The sequence below is a fragment of the Lysobacter enzymogenes genome (genome assembly GCF_017355525.1).
Classification (GTDB): Bacteria; Pseudomonadota; Gammaproteobacteria; order Xanthomonadales; family Xanthomonadaceae; genus Lysobacter; species Lysobacter enzymogenes_C.
Genome location: NZ_CP067395.1, coordinates 4,028,303 through 4,050,623, shown reverse-complemented (window position 1 = coordinate 4,050,623; position 22,321 = coordinate 4,028,303). Strand labels below are relative to the sequence as shown.

Below are 22,321 nucleotides of genomic sequence, written 5' to 3'. Positions count from 1 at the left end.
GCTCCGCCCCGGGCTATTTGCCCAGGAACCGCACCAACACGCGCTGCCCGATGCGCAGCCCGTCGCCCTTGTCCAGCGCCAGCACGCACTCGACGGTGCGCTCGTTCGCGCGCACGTCCGGATCGTCTTCCAGGGTCGAGGCGCCGAACGCGGGCGCCAGACGCAGCACCTTGGCGGCGCCGAGCACGCGCTGGGTGTCGCCGTCGTCGAGGATCTGCGCGCGCATGCCCGGATGCACGCGGTCGAGGAAGGCGGCGTTGAGTTCGGCGCGGACGATGCGCTCGCCGTCGGGCAGCAGCACGAACAGCGGCGCGCCGTGCGGCGCCACGCTCATGCCCACGCGCGCGGCGACGCGCGCGAGCTGGCCCGCGACCGGCGCATGCAGGGTCTGGCGCTGCAAGGTCCAGGCGGCCTGATCGCGCTGCGCGGCGGCGATGTCGGCGGCGGCGCGGGCGCTGTCGGCTTCGTTCTGCAACTGCGCCAGCGCGTCGCGGGCGTCGTCGGCGCTCTGGCCGTCGCCGGCGCCGGCCGCGGCGGCCGCGCCGAGGCGCTGCGCGCGCACGCGCGCTTGCGCGAGGCGTTGCTGCAACAGGTTCACTTGCGCGCGCGCCTGCGCCAGCTTGGCTTCGGCGATGCGGTCGTCGGCCTGCGCGGCGTTGGCGTCGAGCGCGGCCAACTCCTGGCCGGCGGCGACGCGTTCGCCTTCGCGCACCGGCACCCGTGCCAGCACGCCGTCGGCCGCCATGCCGAGCTTGAGCAGGCCGCCTTCGACATCGATGCGGCCGCGCGCGACCGCGGCGAACGCCGACGACGGATTCGCGGCCGCCGGCGCGGCGGCGCTCGCGGCGTCGTCGCGGCCGCAGCCGGACAGGGCCAACGCCAGCGCGAGGCAGATCGACAGCGGCGCAGGGCGGTTAAGGAGACGGATCATCGCGGCCCGGGGGAGAAGGAGGGAATGGGAGAAAGCGGAAGATCGGCGCCAGGATCGCGCCGGTCGCTGAGGATGCGTCCGTCTTCCATGGTCACAAGACGGTCGGCGTGGCCGATCAGGCGCGGATCGTGGCTCACGCACAGCACCAGGGTGCGGTGGCGGCGGGCGATGCCGTGCAGGATATCGATCACGATCTGGCCGTTGGCGGCGTCGAGCGAGCTGGTCGGCTCGTCGGCGAACAGCAGCGCCGGCCGCTTGGCCAGCGCGCGCGCGATCGCCACGCGTTGTTTCTCGCCGCCGGACAGTTCGGCCGGGCGCAGGTGCGCGCGCCGGGCCATGCCGACTTCTTCCAGCGCGGCCAGCGCGCGGGCGCGGCTGTCGGCGCGGCTGAGGCCGAGGTAATGCAGCGGCAACGCCACCTGTTCGGTCGCGGTCAGCGCCGGGAACAGGTTGAAGCCCTGGAACACGAAGCCGGTGTGGTGCAGGCGGAACGCCTCCAGCGCGCGCAGGCCGAGCGCGCCGAGGTCTTCGCCGAGCGCGCTGACCCGGCCTTGGTCGGGACGCTGCAAGCCGCTGAGCACCGACAGCAGCGTGCTCTTGCCGCAGCCCGACGGGCCCGAGATCAAGGTCAGTTCGCCCGGATGCACCTGCAGCGAAATGCCGTCGAGCACGGTGGTGCGCACGCTGCCGGAAACGAAGGATTTGACGATGCCGTGGGCGATAAGGCCGGCCGCGGGATCGGCGGTGCGCGCGGCGGACGGGTTCGGCATGGCGTTCATCGCAGCAGCACCGCGGGATCGGCGCGGCGCAGGCCGCGCAGGGCCGACAGGCCCGACAGGGAAGCCAGCACCATCACCACCAGCATGCAGATCGCGGTCACTTGCAGATTGAACAGCACCGGCACGTCGCGCGCGCGCGCCAGCGCGATCAGCGCCAGCCCGGCGCCGGTCGCCACCACCACGCCGATCGCTCCGACCCACAGCGCCTGCTCCAGCACCACCCAGCGCAGCGAACGCATGCCGATGCCGAGCGCGTTCAAGGTCGCGTATTCGCGCACCGAACCGTTGACCGCGGCGACCAGCGCCTGGCTGGTGATGACCGCGCCGACCAGCAGCACCACCGCGGCCAGGAACAGCACGCCGGCGCCGGCGCCGGTGTCGAACATCCAGAACAGCACCGCCTGGCGGGCGAAATCCGGCGCGGTCCAGGCCTCGAAGCGGCCGAAGCCCGGGGCGCCGGCGCGCAGTTGCGCGATCACCTGCGGCGCCTGCGCCGGATCGCGCAGGCTGGCGACGAAGTACGCCGGCCAGGCCGCGTTGGCGCTGTTGCCTTGCAGGTGCCGCGCGGTTTCGAGCGAGGCGACGACGTTGACGCCGCCGAGCGCGCGCAGGCCCGAGCTGGCGCCGACCACGCGCACGCGATGGCCGTTGAGGTGCGCGCTCTCGCCGATGCCGACGCCGAGCTTGTCGAGTTCGGCGCGGTCGACGATCACGCTGTCGGGCAGCGCCAGCCGCTGGCGCAGCTGCGGCGACAGCGCGCGCGAGAACATCAGCCCGTTGGCGCCGATATCGATGCCGGAGACGTACACCGACACGCCGCCGGTGTCCTTGGCCGGGCCGCGCCAGTCGGCGTCGAGCCAATAGAACGGTTCGACCTTGGCCACCTGCGGCTGCATCAGCAGCAGCGATTGCAGGTTCGGATCCACCGGCCGGCCCTGGTCGACGCTCTGGGTGCCCGGATAGCCGACCCACAGGTCGGCCGAGGAACCCGACACGTACACGCTGGCGCTGCCGAAGATGCCGAGCACCAAGGCCGCCTGCAGCAACAGCAGCAGGCTGGAGAAGCCGATCGCCAGCACCGCCGGCAGGAACCGGCGCCATTCGTAGCGCAGGGTCTGGCGCGCCAGCGAGGTCATCGGCGCGCTCCGGCGTCGGCGCGCGCGGTGGCGGCAACGTCGCCTTCGTCGGCGCGGCCGAGCCGGTCCTCGGGCGCGGCGCCGAGCGCCTTGTACAGCGCGATGTAGGCCTGGGCGCGGTCGCCCTGCGCGGCGACCAGTTCGAGCGCGGCCTGATCGCGTTCGATCGCGCTCGTGGCCAGTTCCAGATCGCCGCTCAGGCCGAGCCCGCGCCGCACTTGCTGCATCTGCGCCGAACGCGCCAGCGCGTCGAAGGCGCGGCGGTCGGCGTCCTCGCGCTGGCGCTGCTGCTCCAGCGCCGACAGCGCCGATTCGGTTTCCGCGACCGCCGCCAGCACGGTCTTGCGGTAGGCCAGCGCGGCCGCTTCGAGTTCGGCGCCTTTGGCGTGGGCGCGCGCGCGGCGCAGGCCCCAGTCGAACAGCGGCACGTCGATGATCGGACCGGACACGCCGATGCCTTCGGTTTCGGTGCGGCGGTGCGCGGTGACGTTGACCGACCATTGGATCGAGGTGCCGAACGCCAGCCGCGGGTATTGATCGGCGCGCGCGAGGCCGAGATCGGCGGCCGCGCGCAGCACCCCGGCCTGGGCCAGGGCGATGTCGGGACGCGTGCGCAGCAGGTCGGCCGGCGCGCGTTCGATCGCCGCGCGCGCCAGCGGCGGACGCGCCGCGCCGCGGCGCCAGTCCGGATCGGGTTCGGCGCGGCCGAGCAGCACCGCCAGCGCCTGTTCGGCGGCGACGATGCGCTGGCGCGGTTCGCCGAGCGCGGCTTCGGCCTGGGCCAGCGCGGCGCGCGGCGCCTGCACGCTGTCGCGCGCGGCCAGACGCAGGTCGGCGCGCACCTGCTGCACGCGCAACTGCTCGGCGCGCGCGGCGCGGATCGAATCGAGCAGGCGCTCGCGCTCGGCCGCATCGCGCAGCGCGATCCATTCGCGCGCGGTTTCCGCCGCCACGCTGATCTGCGCCTGACGCAGCTGCGCGGCGGCGCCGTCGAGCTCGGCGCGGGCGCCGCGTTCGAGCGCTTCGCTGCGGCCGAAGAAGCCCATTTCCCAGACCGCGTCCAGGCCCATCACGAAGAACGAGGCGCTGGCGTCGGGATCGATCGGGTTGCTGGTGCGCGCGCGCACTTCCGGCTTGAGCGCGTCGCCGGCGTGTTGCTGCAGCAGCCGCGCCGAGCGCAGGCGCGCGCGCGCCTGGGCGGTGTCGAGGTTGGCGGCCAGCGCCTGTTCGACCAGCGCGTCCAGGCGCGGATCGCCGAAGGCATGCCACCAGCCGCGCGGATCCGGCGCCGCTGCGGGCGCGGCATCGGCCGCCGGTGCGTTGCGCCACTGCGGCGGCAACGGCGGCGTCTGGTCGGGAATCGGCGTGCTCAGGCACGCGGCCAAGGCCACGGGCAGCAGCGCCAGCGGCAGCAGGCGCGCGATACGCAGCCGGCTGCGCAAGAACGGGCTCGGCAACGGCAGGCTCCGCGAGAACAGGGACATCAATGCAGCTCCGCGGTCAAAGACGCGACCCGCCCCGCCGGGGCGATCAAGGGAAAATCCAGTTCGACCCGCAACCCGCCCAGGCGCGAGCGGGCGAAGGCGACGCGCGCGCCGTGGCGGTCGGCGATGCGGCGCACGATCGCCAGCCCCAGGCCGGTGCCGCCTTCGATCGCCTCGGGCGCGCGATAGAAACGATCGCCCAGGCGCGGCAGCGCCGCGTCGGACACGCCGGGGCCGTCGTCGTCGACGCTGACCCGCGCGAACTCGCCGTAGCGCTGCAGGGCGACGCTGACCGTGCCGCCGCGACGCACATAACTGAGCGCGTTGTCGATCAGATTGCCGAGCGCATCGTGCAGCGCATACGCGTCGGCGCGCACCGACAAGGCTTCGCCGGAGCCTTCGTAGCCCAGATCGACATCGGCGCGCATCGCCCGGGCGACGTGCTCGCCGAGAATTTCCGGCAACAGCTGGTCCAGGCGCAACGGCGCCATCGGCCCGTCGGCCTCCACCGGCGCCTGCGCGCGGCTCAGCGCCAGCAACTGGGTCGCGGTGCGGGCCAGGCGCATGGTCAGCACCTGCACCTGCGCCAGCGCGTCGGCGCGCTGGCCCTCGTCGGCGCTGCTGCGCGCGCGTTCGGCGTGCAGCGCCAGGCCGGCCAGCGGCGTGCGCAACTGGTGCGCGGCGTCGGCGATGAAATGTTCCTGGCTGACGAACAGGCGGCGGATGCGTTCGAGCAGCGCGTCGATCGTGGCGCTGAGCGGACGGATCTCGGCCGGCACCGGCACGTCGCCGACCGGCACCAGTTCCTGCCCGTGCCGGGCCAAGCGGCCGATCAGCGGATCCAGCGCGCGCAGGCCGCGGCTGACGCCGCTCCACATCAGCGCCAACAGCACCGCGGTCAACACCAGTTGCAGCAGGATCGACATCAGCAGGATCTGGCGCGCGCGCAGCTGCCGGTCCTGCACGGTTTCGGCCAGAGTCACCACCAGTGTGTCGCTGGGATCGGCCGGCGCCGGCACCGCCAGCGCGACCGCGCGCGAAGGCACGTCGTCGATGCGGGTGTCGTAGAACTGCGCGTCGCCGTCCAGGCGCGGCGCCGGACCCGGCGGAATCGCCTCGCGGCTGGCGCTGAGTTCGCCGCGGCGCAGGCTGCGCACCGAGTAGTAGTTGTGGCCGAGCTTGGCGTATTCGAGCAGGAACGCCGCCTGCGGCGACAGCTGCCCGTCCGAGCCGGTGGCCTTGAGCACCTTGGCCAGGCCGTACGCGTCTTCGAGCAGGCCTTCGTCGTAGACGCTGTCGGAGTAGCGCGAAGCCACCGCGTACACCAGCACCGACACCAGCACCACGGTGATGCACACCGGCACCAGCAGGAACAGCAGCAGCCGCCGGCGCAGGCTGTCGCCGGCGCGCGCGGGCCGGGCGCGCGGGCCGGGCGTCGATGCGGCGGAAGTCACGTGCGGGTCGGCCGGGCGCGGGCGGTCAGGCGCGGCGTTCGCCGACGGCCGCGATCGCGGCGCCGGTTTCTTCGACCACGTAACCCAGGCCGCGGATGGTGCGGATGTTGACGCCGCTGCCGTCGAGCTTGCGGCGCAGGCGGTGGATGGCGATGTCCAGGCCGTTGTTGGTGATGTCCTGTTCCCAGTTGCACAGCGCTTCGATCAGTTGCTCGCGGCTGACCAGGCTGCCGCGGCGGCTCAGCAGCGCGTCGAGCAGGGCGAACTCGCGGCCGGTCAGTTCCAGCGCCGCGTCCTGGTTCCAGCCGCGGCGACCGGCCAGGTCCAGGCGCAGCTTGCCGATCGACAGCATCGGAATGCCCTGGCTGACCCGGCGGCGCAGCAGCGCGCGCACGCGCGCGGCGAATTCTTCCAGCACGAAGGGTTTGACCAGATAGTCGTCGGCGCCGGAGTCGAGCGCGCGCACGCGTTCGCTGACGCCTTCGCGCGCGGTCACCACCAGCATCGCCGCGCTCTCGCCGCGCGCGCGGGCGCGCTGCAGCACGGTCAGGCCGTCGAGCTGCGGCAGGTTGAGATCGAGCACGACGAGATCGTAGGTGCCGTCGTGCAAGGCCGCGTCGGCGTCGTTGCCGCGCGCGACGCGGTCGACCGCGTGGCCGCTGTCGGCGAGCGCGGCGCTCAGACCCGAGGCGATGGCGGGGTCGTCTTCGGCGATCAAGATGCGCATGGGCGTCCCTGTGCTCGGTCCGGCCGCGCGATGCGTCCGGCGTGATAGCGAAAGTGTGGCACTCGCTATTGCGAATTTTCGTTAACGTTACTTTCTGTCAAAAATTTGTCGGAGAACTTCGCGACAGCGCGAAAACCGGTGGTATTCGCCATGGCCGCAGCGCTGAATTCAAGAGGTTTTTGCATCGCCGCGAATCCGCCGAAAGTCGCATCGGGACATGAACGTTCTCTCACCGCTCAGGCGACCGATACGTACGGTTACAAAACCGCGACAGCGCTTGGGCGCGGCTTCGACCGCGACCGTTACCCAAGGTTCCGCGCCGGCGCAGTCTTCTGCCTATCGCGGCAAACCCGGCGGCGCCGTGACCCCGGTTGCGGTGTGAGCGTCGGTTAGCGACGCCGGCACGGCCGATCCGGGCTTGGCCTAAGATCGGCGGCCAAAGGGGCGAGCGGCGCGGGGAGCGGTGCATGGAAAACGCAGGCGCGGGCAGCGCAGGGGCGGGACGGGCGAGGCAGCTGAACCGGGCGCCGCCGCGGCGCGCGCCGTTCTGGCTGGCGGCGGTCGCATGGCTCGCCGGCGCGGCGTCGGCCGGCGCCGCGTCCGCGCGCGAAGCCGGCGGCGCGGCCGCAGCCGAAGCCGCCACCGCCGCGTACTTCGACCGCATCCTGGCCAGCCCGCCGCGGCTGCGCGCGTTCGTGCAGGCGATGCCCAAGGGCGGCGACCTGCACAGCCACCTCAGCGGCGCGGTCTACGCCGAGGACTATCTGCGCTGGGCCGGCGAAGACGGCCTGTGCCTGCAGCGCGAGGACGCGCATCTGGTCGCTCCGCCGTGCGATCCGCCCGCGCGCGTCGCGGTCGCGGACGCGCCGCTGCCGCTGTACGGGCGCGCGATCGATGCGATGTCGGTGCGCGGCTACGAGCGCGGCATCGGCGATCCGATGGTGCCGGTCGAGCAGCGCTTCTTCGACGCGTTCGACCGCTTCCGCATCGTCTCGCGCAAGCGCGGCGGCGACATGCTCGCCGCGGTGCGCGCGATCGCCGCGGGCGAACGCACCGCGTATCTGGAACTGATGCAGGTGCCGCCGGCCGGGCGCAGCGTGGTCGATGCGGCCGCCGCGCAACACGGCGACGCCGGCGATTTCGCCGCGCTCGCCGCGGCCCTGCAACCGGTGCTGGCCGACGCGGTGCCGCGCGCGCGCGCCGATCTCGATCGCGACGAAGCGCGCGCCGCCGCCGTGCTCGGCTGCGCCGGCGCTGCGCCGCAAGCCGGCTGCGCCGTCGAGGTGCGCTATCAGATTCCGGCCACGCGCACGCACGAGCCGGCGCGCGTGTTCGCCAGCCTCGCGTTCGCCTTCGCTTTGGCCGCGGCCGATCCGCGCTGCGTCGGCGTCAATCTGCTCGGCGTCGAGCATCACCCGCTGGCGGCGCGCGACTACGCCCTGCACATGCGCATGGTCGCGTTCTTCAGGCAGCGCTATCCGGACGTGAAGGTGTCGCTGCACGCCGGCGAGTTGGTCGCCGGGCTGTCGCCGCCGGGCGACTTGCGCAGCCACATCCGCCAGGCGGTGGAAACCGCCGGCGCCGACCGCATCGGCCACGGCATCGCCCTGGCCTACGAAGACGACCTCGCCGCGCTGCTGCAAGAGATGGCGCAGCGCAACGTCGCGGTGGAGATCAACCTGTCCAGCAACGCCGCGATCCTCGGCGTGCGCGGCGCCGCGCATCCGCTGGCGCTGTACCGCGCCGCCGGCGTGCCGGTGGTGTTGTCCAGCGACGACCAGGGCGTGCTGCGCAGCGACCTCAGCGGCGAGTACCTGCGCGCGGCGCAGGAGCAGGGACTGGATTACCGCGAACTCAAGCAGCTCGCCCGCGCCAGCCTGCATTACGCGTTCCTGCCCGGCGCCAGCCTGTGGCGCGACGCGGCCGGCGGCGCGCGCGCAGCGGCCTGCGCCGACGCCGACCCGCGCGGCGACGCCGATGCGGCCTGCGCGGCCTGGCTGCGCGGCAGCGACAAGGCGGGGTTGCAGTGGCGGCTGGAACAACAGTTGGCACGGTTCGAGCGCGAACCGCGCCTGCCATTGCACAGCGCACAGAAAAAATGATCCTTCCGTCGCGGATTCTCCGAGTATTCCATCAGGACCGCGCCTGCCCCGGGCGCGCTGCCGCCCCAGGAGCTTGACCGATGCGCGCCTTCTCTCCACTGACCTTATGCCTGCTGCTGGCCGCCGGCCCGGCCCTGGCCGGCAGCGATTTCTGCGACAGCGGCGGCGGCAAGACCGAACCGCCGGACGGCGCCGCCGGCGGTTCGGCGAAGGCGTCGCCGACCGATCCCAGCGGCGGCTCGTGCGAAGCCAACATGATCGTGACCAACCAGGCGCAGAGCGCCGGCAGCGCCTACTGGCGCCTGCGCGACCTGCGCTACACCAGCGCGAACATGGAAGCGCTCAAGGGCTTCCCGGGCTGGCCGGAACTGCCGCTGTGCCTGGAAGAAGTGCATCTGCCGTCGGGCACCGCGTCGCTGCGCGCGCCGAGCGGCGTTATCGATCCGCCGATCGGCGAGCCGGCCGGTCCTTACAGCGAATCGACCTTCCTGGAATGGGCGTTCCAGCCCGACGCCCTGGAAATCGGCGAGCGGGTGCTGGCGCTGACGGTCATGGTCGACAGCCGCGGCACCTACCTGCGCGCCGACTGGCTCGATCCGCCGACCCGCGACTGGTCCTACCTCAACGGCGCCACGCCGCGGACGCTGTCCAGCCGCACGGTCCGGCTGTACGGCAGCGGCCAGGCGGCGCCGCGGCGCTTCACCCTGCTGCACGACGGCGGGTTCGTGCGCGTCGGCCTGGGCCTGCCGGTCAGCGAGTGGATCAGCTTCGCGCTGCCGAACGCGCAGTGGCATCCGACCCGGCTGCGCAACGGGCTGGTCAAGGGCTCGCCGCTGACCCGCGGCATGGGCCTGCGGGTCGGCTGGCCGAGCGTGTCGCTGGGCACGCTCGACAGCGACGGCCCCGACCCGTCTGGTCCCGGCCAGCCGCAACCGGAGCCGGAACCGCCGGATCCGGCCGGGCCGCACACGGACTGAGCGTACGGCGGCCGGTCCGGCGCGCGCCGCTGCCGGCGCACGCGCGGATCGGACGGGAACGCCATCGATCGCTACCTCATCGCGCGGGCGCCCGCCTGCGCGGCGGGCGCGGCCGTCTGCGGTTCGCCGCGCCCCCCCACACGAACGAAACAGGAACGCGCCCGTCCGGGCGAATCACTCAAAGGAGCACGACCCATGCGCACGCTTTCCCCCTTGGCCCTGTGCCTGTTGCTGGCCGCCGGCCCGGCCCTGGCCGGCAGCGATTTCTGCGACGGCGGCGGCGGCGGCCCGATCGATCCGCCGCCCGGCAGCAGAGCCGGCTCGAACCCGGCGCCGAAGTCGGGCACCGACCCCAACGCCAGTTCGTGCGAGGTCGACATGATCGTGTCGGCCGCAGCGGCCCAGTACGGGATCGAGTACTGGAGCCTGCGCGATCTGCCGTTCACCGGCAAAAACCTGGCGGTGCTGGAAAAGACCAAGGAGTGGCCGGAGCTGCCGCTGGAACTCAACAACATCCAGCTGGCGCCGCCGGGCGATTCGGTGTCGCGCGCCGGCGCGGGCAAGGCCGGCGCGGGTGCGGTGCGGCCGGCGGCGCAACAGCCGCCGATCGGCCTGCCGCCGCAGCGCCAGGAGTCGACGTTCCTGGAATGGTCGTTCCGTCCGGCCTCGGGCCCGCAGTACGAACGCGTGCTGAGCCTGACCCTCATCGTCAAGAACTACGAAGGCGCCGTACCGGTGCTGCGCGCGGACTGGCTGGAGTCGCCGCACGCCGGCTGGTCGCAAGGCGACGGCACCTCGCTGGCGCCGCCGGTGCTGGCGTCGCTGTCGGCGGTGCTGGTCGACGCCCAGAACAAGCCGGATCCGCGCATCCGCCTGCTCCACGACGGCGATCAGGTGCGCGTGGGCATCGGCATGCCGGTGCAGCAGTGGCTGAGCTTCCCGCTGCCGAGCGCGCAATGGCGGCCGGTGCGCCTGCGCAACGGTCCGCTGGGGGGCACCGCGCTCAGCGAAGGCATGGGCATGCGGGTGTCGTGGACGTCGCTGCCGACCGGCAGCCTCGACCAGACGCTCGACGTCGAACGCGAGCCGAACGCGCCGACGCCGATCGCGCCGCGCGCCGACTGAGCCGTCCGCCGGTCGCGGCGGCGACGCCGCGACCGGCTAACCGCGCGCCGGCGCCATCCGCGCGGCGCAGGCTTCCAGGCGGCGACGCTTGGGATGGTCGGGTTCGACTTCGGCGCGCACCGCCGTCGCCGCTTCGGCGAAGGCCTGCGCCTGCGCCGCCGTCCACGGCGGCGGCGCCATGCACAGGTCCTCGCTGCGGGCGAGCGCGCGGTTCAGCTCCTGGCCCTGCAATTCGCCGAATCGCTTGAGCGCCGGCGCCAGCGCGGCGCGCGCTTCCGCGATGCGGCCCAGGTCGTGCAGGTCCATCGCCCAGCCGAGCCGGTACATGGCCAGGTTGAGATGGTCCGGCGTCGCCGCGGCGGCGATCTCCACCGCGCGGCGCAGATGCGGCTCGGCGCCGCGCGGGTCGTCGAGGAACAGGTGGCGCATCACGCCCAGGTTGAACTCGGAACTGGCCACGCGCGGATGCTTCGGGCCGAACACCTTCATGCGCACCGCCAGGGTGCGTTCGAACCAGGCCAGCGCGGCGCGGTAATCGTCGCGCGACTGGGCGATGGTGCCGAGCAGGTTGAACACCGCCGCGGTTTCCTCGTGGTCTTCGCCGTACAGGGTGAGGTCGATGCGCAGGGCCTCGGTCGCGGCGCGCTCGGCTTCGGCGTAATCGCCGGCGTCGCGGCGCTGGCGCGCCTGCGAGGCCAGGGCCTTGGCGGCCGCCGGGTCGTTGCCGCTGTCGCCGCTGCGCGTCTGCGGCAACTCGGCGAGCAATTGCGAGCCGCGCTGTTCCTGGCCGGCCGCGAGCAGGGCGCTGGCCAAGCCGCGCCGCGCCTGCGCGCTGCGCGGATCGTCGCGGCCGTACCGGCGCCGGTGCGCGTCGTCGGCGCGCTGCCATTGGGCCAGGGCCAGGTCGAGCTTGCCTTGCGCCTGCGACAGGCGCGCGCGCAGGCGCAACAGGGTCAGCGCTTCGTCTTCGGCTTCCGGCGTCAAGCGCCGCTCGGCCTGGGTCAGAAACGTCTCGGCGCCGGCGTAGTCGGCGCGCAGCAGCGCCGCCTGCGCGCGCAGCGCGTAGGTCCGGCGCAACACCGCCGGTTCGGTGTCCGGCTGCGCCAGACGCAGGCGCAGCGCTTCGGCCGAAAGGCGCTCGGCGGCTTCGTAGTCGCTCAGATTGAATTCGACTTCGGCGATGGCGGCGGTCAACGCGGCGCGCGTCTCCGGGTCGCGGTTCTCCTGCAATCCCTTGGCCGCGCGCGCCAGCAGTTCGCGCGCGCTGGGATCGCGGCCGCGCGCCTGCGACGGATCGGACGCGCGGAACAGATCGACCATGAACGCCGTCACCCGTTCGGACTGCAGCCGCCGCGCCTCGGCGCGGTCGCGCGCCTGCGCCAGTTCGCGCGCCTGCAACACGGTATGGACGACGAATCCGGCGGTCAGCGCCACCGCGATCGTCGCCAGCGCCAGCGGCAGCCGCTGACGGCGCACGAACTTGCCGAGCCGGTACCAACGCTCGCCGCCGCGCGCGGCCACCGGCTGCGCGTGCAGCCACGCGCGCAGGTCGTCGCCGAGGCGTTCGACGCTGGCGTAGCGCTGCTCGGGTTCCTTGCGCAGGCAGCGCGCCAGGATCGCGTCGAGGTCGCCCTGCAGCTGCCGCCGCAGCGCCCGCGCCGAGGCCGCGCCGCGCGCCTGGGCGACGGCCGCGGCGCGCTCGGGTTCGCGCGCTTCCAGTCTGGCCAGCCGACGGCTCGCCAGCGCCGGGATTTCGTGGGCGATGGCGCGGGTCAGTTCGGCCGCGCTGCGCTCGTCGGCGTCCAGCGGCAGTTGCCCGCACAGCAGTTCGTACAGCAGCACGCCGAGCGCGTAGACGTCGGTGGCGACGCTGGTCGCCGCGCCCGACACCTGCTCGGGCGCGGCGCTGGCCGGCGAGAAGAACGCCTGCGCGTCGACCGTCGCCGCCGCGCCGGGCGCGACCGCCTTGGCGATGCCGAAGTCGAGCAGGCGCGCGCGGCCTTCGCTGTCGACCAGCACGTTGCTCGACTTGAGATCGCGATGCAGCACCAGCCGGCGGTGCGCGTAGTCGACCGCCGCCAGCGCCTGCAACGCCAGTTCGATCCGCGCGCGCAGCGGCAGCCGGTGGCGGTCGCACCAGGCCGCGATCGGCTCGCCGTCGACGTATTCCATCGCGAAGTACGGCTGCCCCGACGGCAGTTCGCCGACGTCGATCAGGCGCGCGATGTTCGGATGCTCCAGGCTCGCCAGCAGTTCGCGTTCGCGCCGCAGCCGGCGCTGCACCTGCGGCGCCCACAGCGGCGAGGCGGCGAGCTTGAGCGCGACGCGCTGTTCGCCGTCCTCGACCGCGCGCCGCGCCAGATACACCCGGCCCATGCCGCCGGCGCCGAGTTCGCGTTCGATCACGAACGCGCCGGCGCGTTCGCCGGCGCTCAGGCCGTGGTCGTCGTCGCTCCACAGCGGCGCGGCGCCGCCGCGCCACGGCAGGGCCTCGCGGTCGCCGGAGGATTCGGCCTCCATCGCCTCGTGCGCGGCCAGCAGGCGCGCGACCGCGGCGCGCAGACCGTCCGGGTCGACGTGCGCGGCGCACACCTGGTCGAGGAAACCCGCGCGCGCCGCCGGCGGCAGCTCCAGCGCGCGGGCGAACGCATCGGCGGCCTGCGCCCATAGCGCGGTCGGAGTGGTCATGGCGCGGCGCTCAGCCCGGCGAAGCGGACAGTTGGTCGTGCAGCCAGGCGCGCGCGAACTGCCAGTCGCGTTTGGCGGTGGGCAGAGACACGCCGATGGTCTGCGCGGTCTCCTCGATGGTGAGGCCGCCGAAGTAGCGCAGCTCGACGCCGCGCGCGGCGCGCGCGTTGATGCGTTCGAGCCGTTCCAGCAAGCGGTCGAGGTCGAGCGCGTCGGCGAGGTCGGCCGACGGCGCGGCGATCTCGTCGCCGGCCTGCAGGGTCACCCGGATCGCGTCGCCGCCGCGCTTGAGCGCGGAGCGCTCGCGCAAGTGGTCGACCAGCAGGCGCCGGATCGCGTGCGCGGCGATGGCGTAGAAGTGGGCGCGGTTCTGGAACGGCACTTCGCGTTGCTGGGCCAGTTCGAAGTAAGCGTCGTTGGCCAGTTCGGTCGCGCGCAGGGTGACCTGCCCGCTGCGCGCCAGCCGCTGCCGCGCCAGCCGCCGCAGCACCGGATAGATGCAGTCGAGCAACTGCGCTTCGGACTGCGCATCGCCCTCGCGCCAGCCGTGCAACAGTGCGGTGATGTCGGACGGCGGATCGGCGGCGGTCATGGCGGGGGCGACGCCCGGAGGGGAGGCCAGCATAGCGCTTGGCCGCGGCGCCGAGCCATGCGCGCCGCCGCCGCGGTTAAGCGCGCGCAACCTCCGTGCGCCGGCGTGCGGCGGGCTTGCCAAGCCGGGCCGGCATCTCCTTCAATGGACCGGCGTCGCGCGCCGGCACGCGACCGTGGAGCCCGCCCATGTCCCAGCACGGCCTGCGTCATCCGATCCTGAGTGTCGCTCCGCAGCGGCTGCGTCCGACCCAGATCACCGTCGGCCTGCGCGAAGTCGCCGACAAGCGTGCGCAATGGCATGCGCTGGGGCGCAAAAAGCGCGCCGCGCTGATCGCCTCGCACTGGTTTCCCGGCGTGCTCGGTCCCGGCCGCGAGGTCTATATCGTCGATCACCACCACTTCGGCCTGGCCATGCTCGAAGAAGGCGTGGCGGAGGTGCCGGTGATCGTGCAGCGGGATTTTTCCTGGCTCGATCCGGCGACGTTCTGGCGGACGATGGAATTCAACCGCTGGGCGCATCCCTACGACGAGCGCGGCGCGCGCACCGACTACGCGGCGATCCCCGACGGTTTGCAGCAGTTGCGCGACGATCCCTACCGCACCTTGGCCGCGCGCGTGCGCGAGGCCGGCGGTTGCGCCAAGGACGCGACGCCGTACGCCGAATTCCTGTGGGCGGATTTCCTGCGCGCGCGGATCGCCGCGAAGGACGCGGCCAAGTCCGGCGCGCGTGCGCTCGAGCGCGCGCTGGCCTTGGCCCACAGCGCCGAAGCCGGTTACCTGCCGGGCTGGAGCGGGTCGTTCGCATGAGCGCGCCCGCGCCCGCCGGCGCCGCATCGGCCGGCCGCGGCGCCGACGTGGTGGCCGGGCTGGCGATCGCCGGCCTGTTGCTGCCCGAGGCGGTGGCCTACTCCGCGCTCGCCGGCCTGCCCGCGCAGACCGGCGTGTTCGCGCTGTTCGCCGGCCTGCTGGCCTACGGGCTGATCGGGCGCAGCCGGTTCGCTATCGTCTCGGCGACCTCGTCCTCGGCCGCGGTGCTGGCCGCGGCGACCCTGGCCGTGGCCGGCCCCGACCCGGCCGCGCGCGCGGCCATCGCCGGGTTCCTGACCCTGGCCACCGGCGCCTGCTTCCTCGCCGCCTCGGCGGCGCGGCTGGGCGGGCTGTCGCAGATGATCGCGCGGCCGGTGCTGCGCGGTTTCACCTTCGGCCTGGCCTGCGTGATCGTGCTCAAGCAACTGCCGTCGCTGCTGGGCTTGCACGCCCGCGCCGGCGACTTCGCGCCGCTGCTGCTGGAACTGCCGCAACGCTGGCGCGAATGGCAACCGGCCAGCTTCGCCACCGGCGCGCTGGCTTTGCTGGCGCTGAAGTTCGGCGAACGGTTTCCGAAACTGCCGGCGAGCCTGCTGGTGATCGCGCTCGGCGTCGCCGCATCGTCCGCGCTGGCCGCGCATGGCGTGGCCCTGACCGGCGCGATCGCGCTGAGCCCGCCACTGGGCGCGCCCGGCTGGCCCGGCCCGGACCAGTGGCTGACCTGCCTGGAACTGGCGCTGGCGCTGACCCTGGTGCTGTACGCCGAGTCCTACACCGCGATCCGCGCCTACGCGCTCAAGCACGGCGACGCGGTCGAGCCGAACCGCGACCTGTTCGCGCTCGGCGTCGCCAACGCGGTGTCGGGCCTGCTGCACGGCCTGCCGGTCGGCGCCGGCTATTCGGCGACCTCGGCCAACGAAGCGGCCGGCGCGCGTTCGCGCGTGGCCGGGCTGGTCGCGGCATTGGCGGTGCTGCTGATGGTCGCCTTCGCCCTGGCCTGGATCGAACGCATCCCGCAGCCGGTGCTGGCGGCGATCGTGATCCACGCGGTCGGCAAGTCGCTGCGGCCCGCAACGTTCGCGCCTTACCTGCGCTGGCACCGCGACCGGCTGGTCGCGTTCGCCGCGGTCGCCACGGTGCTGAGCCTGGGCATTCTCGACGGCCTGCTGGCGGCGATCGCCTTCAGCCTGCTGATGCTGCTGCGCCGGCTCTCGCGCCCGCGCCTGAGCGTGCTCGGGCGCCTGCCCGGCAGCCACGACTTCGTCGACACCGCGCTGCATCCGCAGGCCCAGCCGGTGCCCGGCGTGCTGGTGCTGCGGCCGGAGCAGCCGCTGTTCTTCGCCAACGCCGAGCCGATCCTGGCGCTGGCGCGGCAGCAGGTGGAAGCGCGGCCGCAGGCGCGCCGGCTGGTGCTGAGCCTGGAGATCTCGCCGGACTTGGACAGCACCTCGCTGGAAGCGCTGAGCGATTTCGACGGCTGGCTGCGCGCGCGCGGCGTGGCGCTGACCTTGGCGCGGCTGAAGGACGGCGTGCGCACCTTGCTGGAGCGCGTGCAGTTGCCGGGGCAGACGGCGTCGGCGCTGGAGTATTGGAGCGTGGACGATGCGGTCAATGCCGGGATGGAGGCGAACGAGGCCGGCTCCGTCGAAGCGGATGCAGTCGACGCAGTCGCGACCCGGGCCGGCCCCGCCGACGCGGCGCCGCGCACGTGACGGCGGCGCGGCGATGACGACGATGGGTTGGTTGCGCGCAATCGTGGGTTCGCTGCTGGCGTGGTCTGGGGCGGCAGCGGCGTTCGTCGCGGCGAACTGGAGCGGCGGCGAACTGGCGGCGCGGCTGGGCCTGCCGCCGGGCGGCGATGCGCGCTTGGCTTGGGATTTGACCTGGACGGTCGCCGCAGGCGCGCTGGCGTTGTGGATCGTGGCGCGCTGGACGCCGGCGGCGCGCGCGCAGGCGATGTTCGCCTGGGTGTTGCTGGCGGCGCTGACGGTGTGGGCGGTGGCGACGTTGGGTAGCGAGTACCCCTCGTGGTTCGACGCGGCCTTGTTGCTGGCGCTGCCCCTGCTGGGCGTGTTGGCTTGGCGCTGGGCGGACGCCTCGCGGCGGACACAAAAGCGTCGGGCCTGAAGGCCCGCCCACAAGCAGCGCCGCGAATCCCGAGACCGTGCGCAGGAGAAACGTCGCGCCATGCGGCCGCAAGCGCGCGCTCGGCGTGCTGGGCTTCGTGGGCAGGCCGGCGCGGTGCGGGAGGGCCTTCAGGCCCGACGCGTTCGGCTCAACCGCCGCGCACCCGCCACCGGTCGCCCTCGACCGCGCCGGCGAACGCGGCGCCGCCGCCTAGGTGGTCCCACAACGGCCGCAACACCGCTTCGGCCTTGAGCAAGACCTCCTGGAACTCGGCCTGCGGATCCGACAGCCAGGTGATCGCGCCGCCCGCGCCGAACGACACTTCTTCGCCGTCGTAGGCCAGGGTGCGGATGCCGATGTTGAGATCGGCGACGCGGCCGTAGCCGAGGTAGCCGATCGAACCGCAGTACACGCCGCGCGCGCTGCGTTCGAGCCGGTCGATGATCGCCAGCGTGCGGCGCTTCGGCGCGCCGCTGATCGAGCCGCCGGGAAACGTCGCGCGCAGCAGGTCGATCAGGTCGCAGTCCGGGCGCAGCCGCGCTTCGACCGTGCTGACCATCTGATGCACGGTGCGGTAGCTCTCGATCGCGGCCAGCCGCGGCACCTCGACCGTGCCGCGCACGGCCACGCGGTTGAGATCGTTGCGCATCAGGTCGACGATCATCAGGTTTTCGGCGCGGTCCTTGCCCGAGGCGGCCAGTTCCTGCGCGTAGCGCGCGTCCAACGCCGGATCCTCGGCCCGGCGGATCGTGCCCTTGATCGGCTTGGCCTGGACCCGGCCGGCGCGATCGACGCGGACGAAGCGTTCCGGCGACGTGCTCAGCACGCACTGCGCGCCGCTGCGCAGGTAGGCGCCGAACGGCGCGGCGTTGCCGCGGCGCAGGCGCCGGTACAGCGCCAGCGGATCGAGCCGGGCGCGCACGCGGAAATGGTTGGTCAGGCAGACCTGGTACGACTCGCCCTCGACGATGGCGCGGCGGCATTGCGCGATCGCGTCGAGGTAGTCGTCGTGGCCGAGGTCCATCGCGACGTCGAGTGCGGCCAGCGCCGGCTGCGCAGGCGCCGGTTCCGCCGCAGCGGCCGGCAGTGCGCGCACTCGCGCGGCGGTGTCGTCGAGCCAGCGTTGCGCGGCGTCCGCGCCGGCTTCGTCGGCCACCGCCAGCGCCCAGGCGCGGCCGCCGGCGTGGTCGAAGGCGAGGAAGCGGCGCGCGCGCATCCACACCGCATCGGGCGCGGCCGCGGCGTGGCCGCGTTCGCCGTCGAACAGGGCCTTGGCTTCGTAGCCGAAGTAGCCGACGTAACCGCCGCGGAATTCGAACGGCAGGGTTTCGTCGACCGGGGCGATGTCGCGCGCGAGTTCTGCGCGCAGTTGCGCCAGCAGCCCTTGCCCGGCCGACAAGGCCGCATCGTCGTCGCCGACGCGATAGTGCAACACGTCGCCGGGATCGGCCGCGCCCATGAACGAACAGCCGGCGTCTTCGGCGACCTGGCTGTCGAGCCAGAACGCGTGCGGCGACTGCGCGTAGCAGTGCGCGAACACGGTTTCCGCGTCGGGCGCGGGGTCGAGTGCGCGCAGCCACACGCGCAACGCGGGCGCGGTGGGCGCGGTGGGCGCGGTGGGCGCGGATGCGGGTGCGGGTGCGGGTGCGGGTGCGAGCGATGCGGGTGCGCGCGCGGAAACGGGCGCGCTCGCGGGCGCAGGCGCGACGGCTTCGCGCCAGCCGACCGTCGCGCCGCCGCGATGGCGGCGGACCAGATCGCGGAAGTTGCCGATCATCGCCAGCCCGTGCTCGCTGAGCACCGACTCGGGATGGAACTGCACGCCCCACTGCGGCCGGCGCAGGTGGCGCAGGGCCATGATGACGCCGTCCTCGCTGTGCGCGATGGCTTGCAGCTGCGCCGGCAGCGGCGCGGCGGCGATCAGCGAGTGGTAGCGGATCACCTGCAACGGCTGCGGCAAGCCGGCGAACAGCTCGCGGCCGTCGTGGCGCAAGCGCGCCGGGCGGCCGTGCACCGGCTCCGGCGCGTGGGCGATGCGGCCGCCGTTGGCGTGGGCGATGGCCTGGAAGCCCAGGCACACGCCCAGCAGCGGCAGCGCCGAAGCCTCGATGGCGCGGCGCGACAGTCCCAGGTCGGCGGCGCGCACCGCGCTGCCGGGGCCCGGCGAGACCACGACGCAGTCGTAGCGCGCATCGGCCTGCAACTCGTCCCAGTCGGCCGCGTCGTTGCGCAGCACCTGCGGCGCCTGGCCGAACGCGCGGCCGATCAGGTCGGCGAGGTTCCAGGTGAAAGAGTCGTAGTTGTCGATCAACAGGCAACGCATGATCCGCCCATTGTGTAACAAAGCCGCGGGGACGCGGCGGTCCGGCAACGCGGTGCGGGCACGGCGGAGTCGCTCGGCCGTATCGGCGCGACTGCCGCGCGAGGCTGGCGGCCGGCTTTTTACCGGATTGGGGCCGGATTCGGAGTGGGGCTCAGCCCGGACGCGGCAACCAGACCAGGCTCAGCACGCCGCCGTCGGCATCGAAGCGATAGTGCGCGGCATAGCGCTGGCCGCGGCGGACCCCGGCGGCGAGGTCTTCGGCGCAGACGAACTCCAGCCGCTGCGGTTCGATCCGCGCCAGCCGCATCGCGTCGAAGCCGAACACCCGCCGCACCTGCGCGAACAGCGCCTTGTACAGGCTCTCCTTGGCCGAGAACACCGCGCCCAGGCCGGCGGCCGGATCGGCGAAGCCGGCCTCGATCAGCGCCCACTCGGCCGCGTCGACCACCACCGCGCGGATGTCGGCGGCGCGGCGCGCGTCCATCGGCCGCTCGATGTCGACGCCCAGGCCGAGCGTATCGGCGGCCGGCATGGCCACGCACAAGGCGCGATCGCCGGCGTGGGTGATCGAGGCGGCCACGCCCGGCGGCCACAGCGGCTCGCGATCGCGGCCGATCGCGACCGTCGCCGCCGTCGCGCCGATCCGCGCCAGCGCGCGGCCCGCGCACACGCGCCCGGCGAGGAATTCGCTGCGGCGCTTGGGCACCGCGCGCTCGAGCTGCGGCGCGAACGCGACCGCGTGCTCGGCGAACAACTCGTCGCGATACGCGGCCACATCGAAGCGGCAGGCGTGGCCGCCGAAGCGGCGGCCGAAGGCCTCGACCTCGATATCGCCGGCCTCGCACAGGAATCGCGATGGCGGACGCGGCGGTTCGGGACGGACGGCGGCCGGCGCGTCGGCGGTCATGGGCGCGGGAGCGAGGAAGGGAGCGACAGAATCGCACACGCGCCGCGGCGGCGCCGGTACCGCGGTCGCGGTCGCGGTCGCGGGAACGTCGATAGTCACGTTCCGCTGCGCCTCTTACAGATCGTCATCCCCGCGAACGCGGGGATCCAGAGACTTCAGAGCCATGCCTCGATGAAGCCCTGGATTCCCGCGTTCGCGGGAATGACGGTAGGTAGGTTTCGCCGCGTCTGTTCCAGGTCGTCATCCCCGCGAAGGCGGGGATCCAGAGACTTCAGCGTCATGCCTGGATCAAGCCCTGGATGCGCGCGTTCGCGGGCATAACGGTGTGTGGGTTTCGCTGCGCCTCTTGCAGACCGTCATCCCCGCGAACGCGGGGATCCAGAGACTTCAGCGCGATCCCCCGCCACAAGCCCCGAACGCACAACGGCCCGCACAAGGCGGGCCGTTGCCTGACGCACGAACTCATTCAGCCGTCAGTTGACGTTGACCGCGCTCCACGCCCGCGCCAGCGTGTTGTACTCGGCCGAATTCGCGCCGTACAGCTCGGTCGCCGCCGCCAGCGTCGCCGCGCGCGCCTGCGGGTAGGTGGTGTTGGAAGTGAACTTCGCGGTCAGCGCGCGATACCAGATCTTGCCGAACTTGTCCTGGCCCATGCCGACGATGCCGGTGTCGCCGTTGCAGACCAGCTGCGCCTGGGTCAGCCCCGAGCCCACCGGCACGCTCGCGCCTTCCATCGCCAGGTACGCCAGCCGGTTGCCCACGCCCGAAGTGTAGTGCGGGTTGTGCGCGCCGTCGGACAGCGCCGGGTCGAAGCCGCCGGCGGGATAGCAGTTGAACGACTTGCCGTCGGCGGCCTGGTTGTACATGTCGCGGAAGGCCTTGCCGTCGCTGCGCATCATCTCGCCGATGCGGTAGTCGCCCGGGTCGCGCGCGTTGTTGGCGTAGAACTCGACCAGCGTGCCCATGATGTCCGACGCCGCTTCGTTGAGGCCGCCGGCATCGCCCGAATAGGCCAGCTTGGAGGTCGCCGCGGTCACGCCATGGGTCATCTCGTGGCCGGCCACGTCCAGGCCGACGACCGGGCCGTAGCCGCGCGCGGCGTCGCCGTCGCCGTAGAACATCGAATTGACCAGCGCCACGTACGCGGCGTTGGCGCCGGTGGTGGCGCCGGTGGAGGTCTTGAAGTTGGTGTGGGCGTAGCTCTTGATGCCCTTGCCGTCGCCGGCCAGGCCGCTGCGGCCGTGCACGTTCTTGTAGTAGTCCCAGGTCGCGCCGACGCCGTAATGGATATCCACGGCCAGGGTCGCGCGGTCGCTGACGGCGTTGTTGCCCCAGGCGTTGTCGGCGTCGGTGAACAAGGTCGCCGCACTGGTGGTCGACAGGATGTCGAACAGGTTCGAAACCACCCCGCCCTTGGCGTCGTAGACGCTGCCGTTGCCGCGGGTGGTGTCGATCAGGTCGTACTTGGTCGCGCTCTTCTTGTCGGTGGCGATGCTCAGGTCGCCGTAATAGAACGACTTGCCGGTGCCGGTGGCCGCGGCGGTCTGGATCAGGTCCTGCACGTCGAGCACTTTGCCGTCGGCGGCGTTGACATAGAACGTCACCAGACCCGAGTGGCGGTCGGTGTCGGCGCCTTGCAGGGTCACTTCGTACGCCAGCACCGGCTGTTTGCCGCGCGCGTACACCACCAGCTCGTTCGAGCGCACCTGATCGACGCGGCCGGAGAAGCGCGCGCCGGCCTCGACCGCGGCGGCGTCCGCGCTCAGCCGCGGCGTCAGCGCCGGACGCTGCGCGCTGCGCAGGCTCAGCAGCGCCTGGCGCAGCTGGCCGCGCTGGCTCTTGACCACCACGTCGCCGCCGATCATGCGCAGGCCGCGGTAGCTTCGGTCGAAGCGCACGTGTTCGGTGCCGTCGGCGTCGACCACCGCGTCGCGTGCCTGGAAGCGGTCGTCGGCGGCGCCTTGCAGCGCGCCGAGATGGTTGGCGATCAGGCCCTGCGCCTGATCCATCGCCAGCGCGCGCGCGGCCGGCGGCGCGGCGTGCGCGGCCGGCGCGGCGGCGGCGATGGCCAGGACCAGGGCGAGGCGCTTGGGTGCGTGGAAATGCGAAGTCATCCGGTCTTCCCCTCAAGTGATGCAAGCGCCGGTACGGCCGGCGAAC

Annotated in this window: 17 protein-coding genes; 6 read left to right on the top strand and 11 right to left on the bottom strand. The window is 73.1% G+C overall.

Going from position 1 to position 22,321, the window contains the following annotated elements:
• Nucleotides 1–13 precede the first annotated feature (13 nt).
• From JHW38_RS17070 to JHW38_RS17045, 6 genes are read right to left on the bottom strand one after another with little or no spacing between them, the layout of a single operon-like run.
• Nucleotides 14–931, bottom strand: a complete 918-nt coding sequence (locus tag JHW38_RS17070) for an efflux RND transporter periplasmic adaptor subunit (RefSeq protein ID WP_207522523.1) — start codon at nucleotides 929–931, stop codon at nucleotides 14–16.
• Nucleotides 928–1,701, bottom strand: coding sequence for an ABC transporter ATP-binding protein (locus JHW38_RS17065; protein ID WP_242690972.1), 774 nt, complete (start codon nucleotides 1,699–1,701; stop codon nucleotides 928–930). The genes JHW38_RS17070 and JHW38_RS17065 overlap by 4 nt, the downstream gene beginning before the upstream one ends.
• Nucleotides 1,702–1,706: 5 nt before the next feature.
• Complete coding sequence (locus JHW38_RS17060) at nucleotides 1,707–2,846, bottom strand: ABC transporter permease (protein ID WP_207522521.1); 1,140 nt, start codon at nucleotides 2,844–2,846, stop codon at nucleotides 1,707–1,709.
• Nucleotides 2,843–4,330: a TolC family protein gene (locus JHW38_RS17055; protein WP_242690971.1), complete on the bottom strand. Its 1,488-nt coding sequence runs from the start codon at nucleotides 4,328–4,330 to the stop codon at nucleotides 2,843–2,845. Before JHW38_RS17055 ends, JHW38_RS17060 begins: the two co-directional genes overlap by 4 nt.
• Complete coding sequence (locus JHW38_RS17050; RefSeq protein WP_207522520.1) at nucleotides 4,330–5,784, bottom strand: sensor histidine kinase; 1,455 nt, start codon at nucleotides 5,782–5,784, stop codon at nucleotides 4,330–4,332. Before JHW38_RS17050 ends, JHW38_RS17055 begins: the two co-directional genes overlap by 1 nt.
• Before the next feature lie 25 nt (nucleotides 5,785–5,809).
• Complete coding sequence (locus JHW38_RS17045) at nucleotides 5,810–6,511, bottom strand: response regulator (RefSeq protein WP_207522519.1); 702 nt, start codon at nucleotides 6,509–6,511, stop codon at nucleotides 5,810–5,812.
• A gap of 467 nt (nucleotides 6,512–6,978) precedes the next feature.
• On the opposite strand from JHW38_RS17045, the gene JHW38_RS17040 reads away from it, so the two are divergent.
• The 3 genes from JHW38_RS17040 (at nucleotide 6,979) to JHW38_RS17030 (ending at nucleotide 10,715) form a co-directional block, all read left to right on the top strand.
• Nucleotides 6,979–8,613 (top strand): adenosine deaminase, encoded by a 1,635-nt coding sequence (locus JHW38_RS17040; protein ID WP_242690970.1) that lies wholly within the window; start codon nucleotides 6,979–6,981, stop codon nucleotides 8,611–8,613.
• An 80-nt stretch (nucleotides 8,614–8,693) separates the two neighbouring features.
• On the top strand, nucleotides 8,694–9,590 hold the full coding sequence (locus tag JHW38_RS17035) for a hypothetical protein (protein ID WP_207522518.1): 897 nt from the start codon (nucleotides 8,694–8,696) through the stop codon (nucleotides 9,588–9,590).
• Nucleotides 9,591–9,785: 195 nt separating this feature from the next.
• The gene (locus JHW38_RS17030; RefSeq protein ID WP_207522517.1) at nucleotides 9,786–10,715 is read left to right on the top strand and encodes a hypothetical protein; all 930 of its coding nucleotides are present in this window, start codon (nucleotides 9,786–9,788) and stop codon (nucleotides 10,713–10,715) included.
• A gap of 36 nt (nucleotides 10,716–10,751) precedes the next feature.
• Here the strand turns inward: JHW38_RS17030 and JHW38_RS17025 are convergent, their stop codons facing one another.
• Both JHW38_RS17025 and JHW38_RS17020 read right to left on the bottom strand, forming a co-directional pair.
• Entirely contained in the window at nucleotides 10,752–13,403 is a 2,652-nt protein-coding gene (locus JHW38_RS17025; RefSeq protein WP_207522516.1) for a serine/threonine-protein kinase, read from the bottom strand.
• Between the two features lie 10 nt (nucleotides 13,404–13,413).
• Nucleotides 13,414–13,995 carry an ECF-type sigma factor gene (locus JHW38_RS17020; protein ID WP_207522515.1) on the bottom strand — a complete coding sequence of 194 codons (582 nt, stop codon included), beginning with the start codon at nucleotides 13,993–13,995 and terminating at the stop codon, nucleotides 13,414–13,416.
• 188 nt (nucleotides 13,996–14,183) lie between these two features.
• On the opposite strand from JHW38_RS17020, the gene JHW38_RS17015 reads away from it, so the two are divergent.
• From JHW38_RS17015 to JHW38_RS17005, 3 genes are read left to right on the top strand one after another with little or no spacing between them, the layout of a single operon-like run.
• Nucleotides 14,184–14,804: a ParB-like protein gene (locus tag JHW38_RS17015; protein WP_207522514.1), complete on the top strand. Its 621-nt coding sequence runs from the start codon at nucleotides 14,184–14,186 to the stop codon at nucleotides 14,802–14,804.
• Nucleotides 14,801–16,516, top strand: a complete 1,716-nt coding sequence (locus JHW38_RS17010) for a SulP family inorganic anion transporter (protein ID WP_207522513.1) — start codon at nucleotides 14,801–14,803, stop codon at nucleotides 16,514–16,516. Before JHW38_RS17015 ends, JHW38_RS17010 begins: the two co-directional genes overlap by 4 nt.
• A 22-nt stretch (nucleotides 16,517–16,538) precedes the next feature.
• Nucleotides 16,539–16,931, top strand: a complete 393-nt coding sequence (locus JHW38_RS17005) for a hypothetical protein (protein WP_207522512.1) — start codon at nucleotides 16,539–16,541, stop codon at nucleotides 16,929–16,931.
• A 148-nt stretch (nucleotides 16,932–17,079) separates the two neighbouring features.
• On the opposite strand, the gene pabB is transcribed toward JHW38_RS17005, so the two are convergent.
• From pabB to JHW38_RS16990, 3 genes are all read right to left on the bottom strand, one after another.
• Nucleotides 17,080–19,254, bottom strand: coding sequence for an aminodeoxychorismate synthase component I (gene pabB, locus JHW38_RS17000; RefSeq protein ID WP_207522511.1), 2,175 nt, complete (start codon nucleotides 19,252–19,254; stop codon nucleotides 17,080–17,082).
• Nucleotides 19,255–19,405: 151 nt separating this feature from the next.
• Nucleotides 19,406–20,161: a 4'-phosphopantetheinyl transferase family protein gene (locus JHW38_RS16995; RefSeq protein ID WP_207522510.1), complete on the bottom strand. Its 756-nt coding sequence runs from the start codon at nucleotides 20,159–20,161 to the stop codon at nucleotides 19,406–19,408.
• A gap of 473 nt (nucleotides 20,162–20,634) precedes the next feature.
• A complete protein-coding gene (locus JHW38_RS16990) occupies nucleotides 20,635–22,275 on the bottom strand; it encodes a M4 family metallopeptidase (protein WP_207522509.1) in 1,641 nt (546 codons plus the stop codon).
• Nucleotides 22,276–22,321: the final 46 nt, after the last annotated feature.

Bases quoted from the DNA above. Each gene is read 5' to 3' on its own strand.
- JHW38_RS17070 (WP_207522523.1), bottom strand. From the start codon at position 931: ATGATCCGTCTCCTTAACCGCCCTGCGCCGCTGTCGATCTGCCTCGCG.
- JHW38_RS17065 (WP_242690972.1), bottom strand. From the start codon at position 1,701: ATGCCGAACCCGTCCGCCGCGCGCACCGCCGATCCCGCGGCCGGCCTT.
- JHW38_RS17060 (WP_207522521.1), bottom strand. From the start codon at position 2,846: ATGACCTCGCTGGCGCGCCAGACCCTGCGCTACGAATGGCGCCGGTTC.
- JHW38_RS17055 (WP_242690971.1), bottom strand. From the start codon at position 4,330: ATGTCCCTGTTCTCGCGGAGCCTGCCGTTGCCGAGCCCGTTCTTGCGC.
- JHW38_RS17045 (WP_207522519.1), bottom strand. From the start codon at position 6,511: ATGCGCATCTTGATCGCCGAAGACGACCCCGCCATCGCCTCGGGTCTG.
- JHW38_RS17040 (WP_242690970.1), top strand. From the start codon at position 6,979: ATGGAAAACGCAGGCGCGGGCAGCGCAGGGGCGGGACGGGCGAGGCAG.
- JHW38_RS17035 (WP_207522518.1), top strand. From the start codon at position 8,694: ATGCGCGCCTTCTCTCCACTGACCTTATGCCTGCTGCTGGCCGCCGGC.
- JHW38_RS17030 (WP_207522517.1), top strand. From the start codon at position 9,786: ATGCGCACGCTTTCCCCCTTGGCCCTGTGCCTGTTGCTGGCCGCCGGC.
- JHW38_RS17025 (WP_207522516.1), bottom strand. From the start codon at position 13,403: ATGACCACTCCGACCGCGCTATGGGCGCAGGCCGCCGATGCGTTCGCC.
- JHW38_RS17020 (WP_207522515.1), bottom strand. From the start codon at position 13,995: ATGACCGCCGCCGATCCGCCGTCCGACATCACCGCACTGTTGCACGGC.
- JHW38_RS17015 (WP_207522514.1), top strand. From the start codon at position 14,184: ATGTCCCAGCACGGCCTGCGTCATCCGATCCTGAGTGTCGCTCCGCAG.
- JHW38_RS17010 (WP_207522513.1), top strand. From the start codon at position 14,801: ATGAGCGCGCCCGCGCCCGCCGGCGCCGCATCGGCCGGCCGCGGCGCC.
- JHW38_RS17005 (WP_207522512.1), top strand. From the start codon at position 16,539: ATGGGTTGGTTGCGCGCAATCGTGGGTTCGCTGCTGGCGTGGTCTGGG.
- pabB (WP_207522511.1), bottom strand. From the start codon at position 19,254: ATGCGTTGCCTGTTGATCGACAACTACGACTCTTTCACCTGGAACCTC.
- JHW38_RS16995 (WP_207522510.1), bottom strand. From the start codon at position 20,161: ATGACCGCCGACGCGCCGGCCGCCGTCCGTCCCGAACCGCCGCGTCCG.
- JHW38_RS16990 (WP_207522509.1), bottom strand. From the start codon at position 22,275: ATGACTTCGCATTTCCACGCACCCAAGCGCCTCGCCCTGGTCCTGGCC.